This window comes from Bartonella sp. ML70XJBT (assembly GCF_028618425.1).
GTDB lineage: Bacteria > Pseudomonadota > Alphaproteobacteria > Rhizobiales > Rhizobiaceae > Bartonella.
Genome location: NZ_JAQISX010000004.1, coordinates 91,206 through 105,015 on the forward strand (window position 1 = coordinate 91,206; position 13,810 = coordinate 105,015).

Sequence of the window (13,810 nt, forward strand, 5' to 3'; positions counted from 1 at the left end):
AGCAATGATCATTTATTGATATAATATAAGGATTTTAAATTATGGCTTTTATTGCCGACAAGCTGTCTCGTATCAAACCTTCTGCAACAATTGCTGCTTCTCAAAAAGCACGTCACTTAAAAACATTAGGGCGCAATGTTATTGCTTTAAGTGCTGGAGAACCAGACTTTGATACCCCAGACAACATCAAAAATGCGGCCATTGAAGCTATTCGAAGGGGAGAAACAAAATATCCTCCTATATCTGGAATTCCAGAATTGCGCCAAGCTATTTCTGCAAAGTTTAAAAGGGAAAATGACCTTTTTTATCAACCAGAACAAATTATTGTTGGGACCGGTGGAAAACAAATTCTCTTTAATGCATTGATGGCAACTTTGAATAAAGGAGATGAAGTCATCATTCCATCCCCTTATTGGGTGAGTTATCCAGAAATGGTCGCACTTAACGATGGTACGCCTGTCTTTTTAGAAACAAAAGCCGAATTTTCCTATAAACTCCAACCACAAGAGCTAGAAGCGGTCATTACCCCCCAAACAAAATGGTTTATCTTCAACTCTCCTTCAAATCCATCAGGGGCCGCGTATACATATCATGAATTGAAAAAACTCACAGATGTTTTAGTAAAATATCCTCATGTCTTTATCCTTTCCGATGATATCTATGAACATCTCACGTATGAAGGTTTTACCTTTGTTACTCCCGCTCAGGTAGAACCAGCGCTTTATGAGCGTACACTCACAATGAATGGTGTTTCCAAAGCCTATGCGATGACGGGCTGGAGGATCGGTTATGCAGGTGGCCCACAAGAACTCATTAAAGCGATGGATATTATTCAAGGTCAGCAAACATCTGGTACGAGTGTTATTTCACAATGGGCTGCTGTCGAAGCACTCAATGGACCTCAAGACTTTATCACTAAAAATAAAAGTATTTTTCAAGTACGCCGTGATCTCGTTGTTTCCATGCTAAACCAAACTCCTGGCATTCACTGTCCAACACCTGAAGGTGCTTTTTATGTTTATCCTTCTTGCGCAGAACTTATTGGCAAGAAAACACCAAACGGCCAATGTATTAGGAATGATGAAGACTTTGCTATAGCACTTCTAGAAACAGAAGCTGTTGCTGTCGTCCAAGGGTCTGCTTTTGGACTTGGATCAGCTTTTCGTATTTCCTATGCAACATCAGAAAAATTACTTGAAGAAGCTTGCACACGTATCCAACGTTTTTGTAATAGTTTAATTTAAAATTTTTAACCTCATCTCTTGTGATTGTTTTTGTCGAATATCAATCTATCCAATAAAATATATTAAGGACAAAGCCTATTGATTCAGCAAAAATATTCATGAATAAACATAACGAAAAAATAGAAGCTGCAGATAAAAATCAAAAAAGTTCAGTGATTAAATAAATAAATCAGTCTATTGTCATGAGAGATGAAAAACTTGGTGAGCTTTCTCTATCGGAAAATATAAATTTCAAGCTTAGCGAAGAAATCCACATTAAGAAATTATCTTGTTTGTCCTCTTCTCACTTAAAAAGGGGCGATGCATTCGTTGTTATAAATATACGATAAAAAATGGAATTTTGGATAAAGCTTATTATATCTATATTTTATTTTCATTTATAGGCAAAAAGCATTATTCTTGCAAGTTTTAGTTGAATTATAATCAATATTTTTCCATATAAAGAGAGATTTCTAGAAAATAGACATCCTTATACATTAAAAAATTTAGCTGTTTTTATTGTTTTTGGACATATGTTTCATATAAGAAATTATAAACCAAAGTCTTCCAAGAAAAACTTATGTCGTATAATATTTTCTCGCAAATTTGAAAGTCTATAGAGACCTTTCATCCTCCTACGAAAATGAACTGATTTGAACTTCGATTCTCTTTATTTTCTCTAGGCGCAATATAAATCATATTATACTTTATAATCACTTAAGTTACAGTAAATGATATACAGAAAAATATTGATTTATAATAATTTTTGGATTCTTAAATTGAATTATCCTCTTGTAAGATTCTATTATTTCAAATCTTCCTATCTGAGATCCTTTAATATCATTGTCTTACATATCAATAAGCAAGGTTAATGTGTTATAAAACACTAAAGAAAGGAGTAAAAATATCCCCCTTCTCAAAGGTAAAAACAACCTGACTGAAAGCTGATAAAGAATGAATATACTCAATCTGCTTTTTTATAAGTGTAAAAATAGTTATATAGAGAATCTTATACCATTTTATCAAAACTTTTACGTGATACTATTTACGGGTATCAGAACATTTGGACACATTGAACAATATTTCTTTAAATAAGCACATAAATTAATAAAATTTTCCTTCTCTATCCAATTTAGAACACTAAAAAAGACCTCGTACTTTTCAACATAATCGCCCTATATAATGAAACATTTTCTATTTCTCAGCTTTCTTTTTGCCAGAAAATGAAGAAGAGTCTATCTTCTCTGTTGTGTAAATAGTTCAATTTAAGTTTTTGCTATTAACCACTTGATTAACTTTATAGGTTTTATGGACAATCTTTTACTATTCATCCTCATACTCTCATAAAAAAACACTTCATGTATAAAGTTTTACATGTTTTATATCACGCTCCTAAAGACAGTGTTTTTATGGTACAATAGAATAAACCTCTCTTAAATTCCTCGTTGAGCTTTAATATACCTAAAAAAATTTGTTGGATATTCATAAGTTTTGAAATTTTCTCTTATCCATCTTCCCATGCATCACAATTTCTAGGTGCTCTTTTAGGAATAAAAAAAAGCCGGACAAATGTCCGGCAAATTTAGAAAATCCTCAGAGATAAAATCAATCTGACAGACCTTCATAAGGGAACACTCAAGAAAATGCAATGGGAGGCAACATAATCAAGAGATAACATTGTATGTCATTTTATAATTAGAAGCACAATAAAGACTTAAGCGTATCTGCTATGCAATAAACACATAGCTTTATTTTTTCAATCTTGTATCTCTTTAATTAAATAGGAAGAGATCATCCTCATACGATTGTCTAATTTTTAATGTTATAATAGCCTTCATATTTGAACGCATTTATAAAAGACGCTTTATCCCTTTTTGTAAAAATATTTATCCACACAAACGCCTTCCACCGTATGAGCTAAAATGGTTTGAGCAACCTTATGAGGTATCGATTTTTTCAGCAAGCTAATCCCGTAAAATAAAGTGAAACCCATACAAACAAGTTTCAAGTTTATTTTTTCTATATACTTTGACATACAGCTATCAGAAAAGTAACCACAACCTCTAACAAAAAAATTATTGTAGGATAACAGGCACACTTGTTTTAAAGAGACATCTCTCAAGACTCTCACCTCCTATCTCACGATAGCGCCGTGTGAATGTTATAACGATAAGGCCTTTAAATTCCTCTATCTTTACACTTGTGTAGGAGTATAAACCGCCACTATTAAACAACACTTTACCAGCCTTAAGTATTTCGACAGTCCTTGGTACTTGAAGCAGTTCACAAAAGGCATGCTTTTTTGTACAATTTTTATCCACGTGTCTTACCCGCTTAATGATGTGCTCGTAAATGAGTTGATTGATTCGATATAAACAGATTTGGAATGAAAGAAGCTTAAGGTACTCAAGCTTCTAATTCAATATGAATAACGCTATATTATTATAAATCGATAAGTTGTATACTTACAGCATCATGCAACAAATGATTTTATTGATTCAATGTGGGAAAATTTGAAACAAACGAATATTATGGAGAGCCTTAAGGTGCAAAACAATTAATTGTTGCTTATAAATTAAGGCATGAATATTAAAAAGACCACTGACGGGCTTTTAAAAAAATATAATCTCGAAAAGCATTCAACCTTGCCAAGTTCTTTAAATTATAAGGATAACAAAAAAAAGTATCAAAAGAAGGAATATCAACCATATCAGGAAAAAGACGTACCAAGCGCTCATCATTATTGACGATATAATCAGGCAACACAGCAATCCCAAGATCACGCATAAGTGCATTCTTTATTGAAATAATATTGTTGATTTGTAGGACTGAAACACGCAATGATCCATCACTTCTACCAGCCTTTTCCAACCAATTTAAACCAGACAAATAAGGAGGAACAGGTTCACCAAACGAAATAATACGATGTTCATCGAGCTCAGACAATTTTTCCGGTTTTCCATAATTTGCAATATACTTTTCCGAAGCATAAACATGCATATGAATTGTAAAGAGTTTTCTTTGTATAAGATCGGGTTGTTGGGGTTGATGGAGACGAACAGCACAATCTGCGTGACACATTGTCAAATCAAGCTCTTCATCAGAAAGTAAAAGCTGAACCTGCATATCAGGATAAAGACTAAGAAATTCTGGCATACGCTCTGCAATCCACCCAGCCCCCATTCCAAAGGTCGAGGTCACACGTAAATGCCCCGTTGGTTTTGCATAGCTTTCACTTAATTGCAAACGTACACTTTCAAGTTTCATCAAAACATCATGAGCCGTACGATAAAGAGTTTCTCCCTGTTCTGTAAGAATCAAACCACGCGCATGACGCAGGAATAAAGATACCCCAACCTCTTGTTCTAAAGCCGATACCTGTCGAGAAACTGCTGATTGAGATAAATGAAGCTTTTGAGCAGCATGTGTAAAAGATCCAGCTTCTGCTGCTGCGTGAAAAACCCTTAATTTATCCCAATCCAACGGTGGCGCCACAATTAATCCTGCCTCTAAATTTTCTATATTCTCAATGAATTATTAACGCTTAAGCATATCTAAAAACCGTTCAGCTTCCAATGCAGCCATACATCCCCTTCCTGCGGCTGTTACAGCTTGGCGGAATGTTTCATCTGTTACATCTCCTGCTGCAAAAACACCAGCAATACTTGTTGCTGTTGAATCCGGTTTTGTCCATAAATAGCCGCCTCGTTTTTGTTTCAGTTGCCCTTCAAACAGAGAAACAGCAGGATCATGCCCAATGGCAATAAATATTCCCTCTGCTTCCACTTTCATCTCATGACCTGTTTTAATATTTTTCAAACGTGCCCCTGTTACAACAGCGCCCTTTCTCCCCTGAGCTGGGAGCCCCACAATTTCCTCGACCACATGATCCCAAAGAACACGTACGTTATTACAAGCAAGTAACCTATCTTGCAAAATTTTCTCTGCCCGAAACTGTTCTCGCCGATGAACCACACTTACACTTTTTGCTATATGCGATAAATAAAGGGCCTCTTCAACGGCCGTATTTCCTCCCCCTACAACAATAACATCCTTACCCCGATAAAAAAAGCCATCACATGTAGCGCAAGCAGAAACACCACCGCCCATAAAAGTCTGTTCACTTTCTAAACCAAGCCAGCGCGCTTGGGCTCCTGTTGCAATAATCAGTGCATTACAAGAATATTGTGTTCCTAAATCCCCATATAAAACGAAAGGATAATTCAATAAATCTGCTTTTGTAATCGTATCATAGACAATTTTTGTCCCCATATTCTCAGCTTGTTTTGCCATTTGTTCCATCAACCATGGTCCTTGAATGGGGTCAGAAAAACCTGGATAATTTTCCACATCCGTTGTGATTGTCAATTGTCCCCCTTGCTGCAAGCCTGTCACTAAAACCGGTTGGAGCATTGCTCTTGCCGCATAAACCGCCGCTGTATAACCAGCTGGACCAGAACCAATAATCAGCAGACGAATATGCGATTGTTCCATTAAATTCCCTTTATTTTTTACAATTTAATTATTTTACAACTTAATAATTCTATAAATTCTAATGGAATGTAAGTCTTTTAAAAAATATTTTTCAATAGGCTCAATTATGTTATATATACTTCTTTTCAAGTTTTATGAAAAGGTCTGGTTATCAATTCATCAAAGCATACTAATGTTAAAGGTTAATTTTTATCCTATAAAGAAAAGAACGTAAATTCTTATGAGCACAAAACCATAGTAAAAAGAGATATAAAGATAGGGAACGGTCATTTTTCAGTTTATTATCAATGTCTGTGCACGTTTTGCGTTGATCATGGGAGGAGCAATGCTTTTGCCAATTTTGGTGGATTTGCATGACAATAACCGTAATTGGATAATCTTTCTCTATTCTTGTGCCATAACCACCATGTTAGCAACCCTAATTCTTTTAGCAACGAAGGGGGCTACTTGTCGTTTTTCAGCACGACTTGGCTTTATGCTCACTGTTTGTCTTTGGCTTACAGGAAGCATTGTAGGTGCTTTGCCTCTTTATCTTTCCTCTCTTCCCATTTCTCTAGCAGGAGCCATTTTTGAATCTGTTTCGGGAATTACAACAACAGGCTCCACAGTCCTTTCTGGTCTTGATCATTTATCGCGAAGTATTTTGTTATGGCGCTCTCTCATATGCTGGATTGGGGGCATTGGTTTTATCGGTTTAGCCCTCTTACTTTTGCCTTCACTCCGTGTGGGTGGCGTGCGGCTTTTTCATATGGAATCATCTGATAAATCTGAAAAAATATTGCCTCGCATCAATCAAATTGCTAACGGAATTATCATTGCTTATGTTGGACTCACATTGGCTTGTATGCTTTCTTATTTTGCTGCGGGCATGAATTTATTTGATGCCATTAACCATGCAATGAGTACAGTCGCAACTGCTGGTTTTTCAACGCATGATGCTTCTTTTGGCTATTTTTCTGATACACCAGCCATCTTAATTATTTCAACAATCTTTATGTTGCTTTCTGCTTTACCCTTCGTACTTTATGTTAAATTAATCCTTCCTGGACACTCAAAACGTTTCCTTGACCCACAAGTGATTGTTTTTCTGCATATCGTTATCCTTTTCAGCTTTGCTTTAGCAGCGTGGCTACGGTTTCATGATCATCGCGCTTTCCACTTGATTTTTCTTGATGTCATTTTTCATATCACATCCATTATTAGCACCACAGGTTACAGCGCTGAAGATTATCAACTTTGGGGGCCCTTTGCGCTTGGAATTTTCTTAATTGTTTCTTTTACAGGCGGGTGTGCTGGTTCTACTTCTGGTGGCATGAAAATCAATCGCCTCATTATTCTTTGGCGTATTACACAAACAAATATAGAAAAACTTCTTTTTCCTAATGTTGTTGTAAAAGCGCGCTACGATCACTCAAATATATCAAACGATGTTGCTCAAGCCGTTTTGTTTTTTGTCTGTCTTTATATGTTCTGCCTTGTTATTGGCACTGCACTTTTGCTTACAACCGGTCTTGATTTTACCTCTGCCTTTACAGGAGTCTTAACAGCACTTTCAAATGTTGGACCAGGCTTTGGAGATATTATTGGTCCCATTGGGAACTTCTCTACAATCAACGATAATGCTTTATGGATTTTAAGTTTTCTAATGTTAGCTGGACGCCTTGAAATCATAACAATATTCGTCCTTTTTATTCCCGCTTTCTGGCGTGAATAATTCTAATGCATAGAGTACTTTATTCTACTATGATAAAAAATTGACAAGATAAAAAGGCGTGAACAATACGCAGAATAATATTCAATCTTCAATCGGAAGATTTCATAAAATTTTAAATATCCTATAAATAATTAAGTGCCAACAGCTTTCAAAGCCATAACGTATAGCTACTTTACATTACATTCTTGAGCTTCTTTACCAAACAAAATGGATCCATAGAACATCTTTTTTTACGAATAATCGCTCACGCAAAAAATATGAATATTTGATGATAAAAATGTTTTTCTCTAATAAGTCATGGTCTTATAAAAAATACCTCACGGTACTCACCTCCCCCATTTCACGGAAGTCCTCACAAAAGGTATAAAATGGGCATTATTACTTTTATTTAAATAATAAGGTGCAAGTCGGTACCACAAAAAAGATATAAATTAACACCACTATATTATTTCCTTTCTGTCAAGGTTGCAACAGCTTGTATTTCAAACAATGTATAAAAGTCATCTTTATAGCTTGCCTTTAATAATTTTTATCCACCAATGCCATCTTCCAATTTTGATGTGTAAGAAGACAGCTCTCATTGATTTAATAGCAACAACTTTGACATGTAAAAATCTTAAGATATTATTCAAATTGCAAAGGTAGATTATCTATATGAATCAATATATTATATCTTAGATTTGTTTTATTATGAATTTATTAAAATTATGTATAACTATTTTATCCATGGAGAGACCATCATTATCTTTTTTAAGAGAAGAAAACACTTTTTTGTTCTCTATTTAAGTCTTACAAAACAAAAAAATATCAGTACAAAACTGTTAAGATAGTCCATAGATCTATAAGATTTGAGGTGAAGAATCGTTTTCTTATTCTAAAACATCACGAGAATAAAAATAGCTTTCTTCTCGTATGCTTTCTCATATATAAGTCTCATATCGCTCTCAAGCGTATACATTTTTAATCTTTTTTATCCAAATTTTGAAAAATTCTTATAGCATTCAACTAAAGACAAAATAAATTTTATAAAATAACATTTATATCTTTGAGCTATTTTCTTGATAAGTGCAAAATAACCTTAAGGAACGCATTTTTTATCATTGCTTAAGAAGATTTTCGATATAATATTAAAGTATTTTTTCCGCAAACAGTTCTTCGTAAACACTTTCAATTTCGCTTGCTTCTTTTTCCAAAGGAAAATGCGTACGGACGTGGGTTAACGCTTTCTTTCCAGCTGCCAATGTTTTTTCTACATCAGCAAAATAGGGTTCAATTGCTGCGGTTAAAGCCAAACCATCTCCTGCTTTAACAACTGTTCCTGTTCCCTCTACCACCAATTCTTTAAAAACGCCTACATCACTCGCAACAACAGCTGTCTGTGATGCCATTGCCTCTAAGGGCGTCAAACCAAAGCCTTCCAAACGCGAAGGTGTTACATACAGCGACAAGCGGCGATACCACAAAGGTGTATTAAGCAGCTCACCAAGAAAAATAATGCGCTCTTCTAAACCGGCATCAGCAATCCTTTGGCGTAATTTTTTTTCAAATTTATAATGTTGTTCTGTCGTTCGACCAGCAATAAGTGCTGTCCAGTCAGGGTAACGTGGTAGCAACGCTATCATTGACTCCACAAACAAATCAGTGCCCTTTAAATAACGCACACGACCAAAACACCCAACAGCATATTTTCCAGGAAGTCCTGTTGAAGAAAAGTAATCATCAAGAGTTTTAGGTGGTGAAAAACGTCTAACATCCACACCATGCATAATAACTCTATAGGGCACTTCTATATAAGACCCTGTCGGTACACTAGTAGCAATCACCCTATCCATACGCCGAAGCAACCATTTGGTAAAAGACTTATGGTTACGCCGAGAAGCGGATGTAAAAACAAGTTTAAGCTTCATTTTCAAGATATCGCGCAAAAAGATCCCACAAAGCATCTCAATATTGCGCCTTGCATGCCAAATACGAAACGGTTTACCTTTCGGACTTTTCCAAAGTCCGAAAAGGTCCCGAAAACCAAGAGCTGGCAAATTCTCTGGAAGCCCAAACCCCAAAGTAGATATACGCACCCCTTGTTCTCGCTGCAATGGAACGAGTTGAATAACCGTAGATGTCACACCGGACAAACGTTTTTTAAAGTGAGGAGCAATAACCTCAGTTTCTTGCAAAGACATACGCATAACTATTGATATATTTAGATGTATTGAACCTTAATGATTTCGTAATTATGCGCACCACCGGGGGCATTCACTTCAATTACATCCCCCTCTCGCTTGCCAATGAGTGCACGTGCAATCGGTGAAGAAATAGAGATTTTACCAATCTTTACATCAGCCTCTTGATCCCCTACAATTTGATACACTTTCTTTTCTTCAGTATCCTCATCTAAAAGTTTAATAGTCGCTCCAAATTTGATTTTATCGCCTGAAAGACGAGACACATCTATAACTTCTGCCCTTGCTATATAATCTTCAAGCTCATTTATACGACCTTCATTATGGCTTTGTGCTTCTTTAGCAGCATGATATTCGGCGTTTTCTGACAAATCACCATGGGCACGCGCTTCAGAAATTGCTTCAATAATTCGTGGACGTTCCTGTTGTTGACGCCAACGCAACTCTTCTTTAAGACTTTCAAAGCCAGCTGTAGTCATCGGAACTTTTTCCATAATCCGTCCCTTTCTATTACACGGAAGGTTTAATAAAAACACAAAAAACGGCTTCCAAAATTACTTTTGGAATCCGAAAACTACGATCTTTTCCATTATATAGCACTGTATCCTTGTTTTCCATATAAAAATAAATAAAGAGAACAAAACATGCACTAATAGTGTTTAAAACATCTCATTTTGGTGCTTAAAACGTTAAACTTCGCTCTCCTCCTTAAAATCTCATAAAGAAGAAAGAATTGTAATTTTCTTTATTTTATCATAGTCTAGAAAAAGAAACCCTATGAAATGTTAAAGAGAGAAGGATAATTTTTAAAAAAGTTTTTTGCAGAAAAATGAAAAAAATCGTCATTTTTTTTGTGTTTGGCTCTTTCTTTTTAGCCACAACAACATCTAAAGCAGCAGATGCCTTTGTGACAACAAATCTTAATTTTAGAACAGGACCCAGCACTCAGTATGCAGTTTGCGGCTTAATCTCTGCTGGAGAATTGGTTTTTGTTAAAAACTGTGAAGGAAATTGGTGCCATATCCGACACAACGCTCAAATAGGTTGGGTATCATCTCGTTATCTTTCATTTAAAGATGGCAATGAGCTTTATCACACCTACACAATGTCTTTAGTTCCAAAACAGGCCGTACATGATTATTCTCCATAACAGCCATGATAATTTATGCCTTCTTGAAGATCATCATGGCAAGAATGCAATAGTGTCCCACGAGCGACCATAAATATGTCTCCTCCAAGGAAACATTTTGAAGAGTTCATCTCACAAAAAACTTTATTAATATGCTCATGAAAAAGTCAGTAAACCACAACAAACCTGTGCAATAACATTTTGCTGCTATCGTAATGAAATTGTAAAAACTAGTATTCCCTTTAAAATCACCAGAACTTTTCTATCAAAGGATACAACAATGAAAAATGGTGTTACTGCAACTGTAGAAGCTCTTTCTGCTCTTATTGCTTCAGGTAATCCTCTTTTTAAGAATGGGGCATTATGGACACCTCACCGCCCTATTCGTCCTGAAAAATCTGAAGGTGGTATTCCATTTCAACTCGAAACATCCTTTAAAGCAGGGGGAGATCAACCACAAGCCATTAAGACTCTGGTTGAGGGAATTGAAAAAAATGAACGGACCCAAGTGCTTTTAGGGGTTACTGGCTCAGGAAAAACCTATACAATGGCAAAAGTCATTGAAAAAACGCAACGCCCAGCTCTCGTCTTAGCCCCCAATAAAACGCTTGCCGCACAACTTTACGGAGAATTTAAGAGCTTTTTTCCTCATAATGCTGTTGAATATTTTGTTTCTTATTATGACTATTATCAGCCAGAAGCCTATGTTGCACGCTCTGATACCTATATTGAAAAAGAATCCTCTACGAATGAACAAATAGACCGTATGCGTCATGCTGCAACACGCGCTGTCTTAGAACGTGATGACGTCATTATTGTAGCATCTGTGTCCTGTATCTACGGGATTGGCTCGGTAGAAACCTATACAGCCATGACTTTACAAATACAAAAAGGAGATAAACTCAATCAGCGAAAACTCCTAGCTGATTTAGTTTCTCAACAGTATTACCGACAAGACATAAACTTCATTCGTGGTTCTTTTCGTGTCCGAGGAGACACCATCGAAATTTTTCCTGCCCATCTTGAAGATCGTGCTTGGCGACTTTCGCTCTTTGGCGATGAAGTAGAAACAATTACTGAATTTGATCCTCTCACAGGACAAAAAACAGCAGCTCTTCAATCTATTAAAATTTATGCCAATTCACACTATGTCATACCACGGCCAACACTCAATCAAGCCATGAAAGCCATTAAAATTGAGTTGGTTCAACGTCTTGATGAATTGAACGCAGCAGGACGCCTTTTAGAAGCACAACGTTTAGAACAGCGCACAATGTTTGACTTAGAAATGTTAGAAACGACCGGCTCATGCGCCGGAATTGAAAATTATTCACGCTATTTAACAGGACGACAGCCTGGCGAACCACCACCAACCTTGTTTGAATATATTCCAAACAACGCTCTTGTTTTTATCGATGAAAGCCATGTAACAATTCCTCAAATTGGTGGTATGTATCGAGGCGACTTTCGCAGAAAGGCTACTCTAGCAGAATATGGCTTCCGCCTGCCCTCCTGTATGGACAATCGCCCTTTGCGCTTTGAAGAATGGGATGCTATGCGCCCACAAACCATTGCTGTCTCTGCCACACCTGGACGCTGGGAAATAGAACAATCTCACGGCATTTTTGCTGAACAAATTATTCGCCCAACAGGGCTTGTTGACCCACCAACAGAAGTACGTAAAGCCTCAACCCAAGTCGATGATGTTGTAAACGAAATTCGCAAAACAATTCAAAAAGGCTACCGTACCTTAGTCACTGTACTGACCAAACGTATGGCTGAAGATTTGACAGAATATCTTCATGAACAAGGCATTCGGGTACGCTATATGCATTCTGACATTGATACATTAGAGCGTATTGAAATTCTCCGCGATCTGCGGCTTGGTACCTTTGATGTTCTCATCGGTATTAACCTGCTTCGAGAAGGTCTAGATATTCCAGAATGTGGTTTTGTTGCCATTCTAGATGCCGACAAAGAAGGTTTTTTACGCTCTGAAACCTCGCTCATCCAAACCATCGGACGCGCTGCACGCAATGTAGATGGACGCGTTATTCTGTATGCTGATACCATTACTGGCTCTATCGAGAGAGCCTTAAAAGAAACACAACGACGTCGAGAAAAACAGATAGCCTATAATGAAAAACACCATATCACCCCCACCAGTATCAAAAAAAATATCGACGATATTCTCAATTCAGGGGGAGAAAACCACCATACTCCTAAAAAACTTACCAATTTTATCAAGCAAAATAATATGGTTGGCAATAATTTAACAACCCATATTCAACATCTCGAAAAATCAATGCGTCAAGCAGCCGCTGATCTAAACTTTGAAGAAGCAGCACGACTGCGTGATGAAATAAAACAATTACAGAAAATGGAACTCGCAATCGCAGACGATCCTTTCACACATCATAGTGAACAATCCATCCATGAACCCATGATGCAAGCAAATCGTTTTGCAAAGCCAGATCTTGATCACATGGGGACAACAATCGACACCGGGATTTTGGAGAATCGAAAAGTAAAAAAAAGACCTCAAAAAAATACTTTTCACAAAACAACACGAAACACAAGAAAACGTTAACTCAATCAATAATCTAAAGCTGTTAAGCTTTTCAAAATAAATCTTTTTTCTCTAATATCTTAATAAGATATCATTAATAAATAACACCATTCCATAAATGAATAATCTCAATATCAATACTGCTCCAATTAAGCAAACAAAGTAAAAAAGAAATAGTGTAAGAAAATATTTCTCATAATGATCTTTTTATAAGAAGGCCATACATCTAGCTAAAATATTTCTAAACTTTAAAGCAGTAACAACCAAATCAAAAAATATCTCTTTCACATCTCCCAAACTCCCCATATGCCATAACACAAGAGAATATTCTTATGAAAGGTGCAAATAAATAAGACTTATATCATGACAATATAATCACCCGATAGCAAGAATGCTCTCTTTTTTCATGCTGCTTTCGTTCATTCTTGCAGTCTTTTAAAATAAAAGAAAGCTAAAAAGGATGATTTTACATAACACTTTATTCACAAAGAAAAAATTAAT

Annotated in this window: 9 protein-coding genes; 4 read left to right on the forward strand and 5 right to left on the reverse strand. The window is 36.2% G+C overall.

The genetic code is table 11. The annotated features are described in order from the left end of the window. Positions 1 to 41 precede the first annotated feature (41 nt). Positions 42 to 1,244: a pyridoxal phosphate-dependent aminotransferase gene (locus tag PVV65_RS03125; RefSeq protein ID WP_273754437.1), complete on the forward strand. Its 1,203-nt coding sequence runs from the start codon at positions 42 to 44 to the stop codon at positions 1,242 to 1,244. 2,054 nt (positions 1,245 to 3,298) lie between these two features. Here the strand turns inward: PVV65_RS03125 and PVV65_RS03130 are convergent. From PVV65_RS03130 to trxB, 3 genes are all read right to left on the reverse strand, one after another. Beyond that, positions 3,299 to 3,544: a hypothetical protein gene (locus tag PVV65_RS03130; protein WP_273789183.1), complete on the reverse strand. Its 246-nt coding sequence runs from the start codon at positions 3,542 to 3,544 to the stop codon at positions 3,299 to 3,301. A gap of 268 nt (positions 3,545 to 3,812) precedes the next feature. Then, complete coding sequence (locus PVV65_RS03135) at positions 3,813 to 4,718, reverse strand: LysR family transcriptional regulator (RefSeq protein ID WP_144751908.1); 906 nt, start codon at positions 4,716 to 4,718, stop codon at positions 3,813 to 3,815. Positions 4,719 to 4,760: 42 nt separating this feature from the next. Further along, a complete protein-coding gene (gene trxB, locus PVV65_RS03140; RefSeq protein WP_273789184.1) occupies positions 4,761 to 5,717 on the reverse strand; it encodes a thioredoxin-disulfide reductase in 957 nt (318 codons plus the stop codon). Between the two features lie 325 nt (positions 5,718 to 6,042). Between trxB and PVV65_RS03145 the strand changes: the two genes are divergently transcribed. Then, positions 6,043 to 7,431: a TrkH family potassium uptake protein gene (locus PVV65_RS03145; protein WP_273789185.1), complete on the forward strand. Its 1,389-nt coding sequence runs from the start codon at positions 6,043 to 6,045 to the stop codon at positions 7,429 to 7,431. 1,127 nt (positions 7,432 to 8,558) lie between these two features. Here PVV65_RS03145 and PVV65_RS03150 read toward each other — a convergent pair. Beyond that, positions 8,559 to 9,617 carry a glycosyltransferase family 4 protein gene (locus PVV65_RS03150; protein ID WP_273789186.1) on the reverse strand — a complete coding sequence of 353 codons (1,059 nt, stop codon included), beginning with the start codon at positions 9,615 to 9,617 and terminating at the stop codon, positions 8,559 to 8,561. 14 nt (positions 9,618 to 9,631) lie between these two features. Continuing rightward, complete coding sequence (greA, locus tag PVV65_RS03155; protein ID WP_273754442.1) at positions 9,632 to 10,105, reverse strand: transcription elongation factor GreA; 474 nt, start codon at positions 10,103 to 10,105, stop codon at positions 9,632 to 9,634. 335 nt (positions 10,106 to 10,440) lie between these two features. On the opposite strand from greA, the gene PVV65_RS03160 reads away from it, so the two are divergent. Beyond that, complete coding sequence (locus PVV65_RS03160; RefSeq protein WP_273754443.1) at positions 10,441 to 10,761, forward strand: SH3 domain-containing protein; 321 nt, start codon at positions 10,441 to 10,443, stop codon at positions 10,759 to 10,761. Between the two features lie 259 nt (positions 10,762 to 11,020). Beyond that, positions 11,021 to 13,330: an excinuclease ABC subunit UvrB gene (gene uvrB, locus PVV65_RS03165; protein WP_273789187.1), complete on the forward strand. Its 2,310-nt coding sequence runs from the start codon at positions 11,021 to 11,023 to the stop codon at positions 13,328 to 13,330. The last annotated feature ends 480 nt before the right edge of the window (positions 13,331 to 13,810 follow it).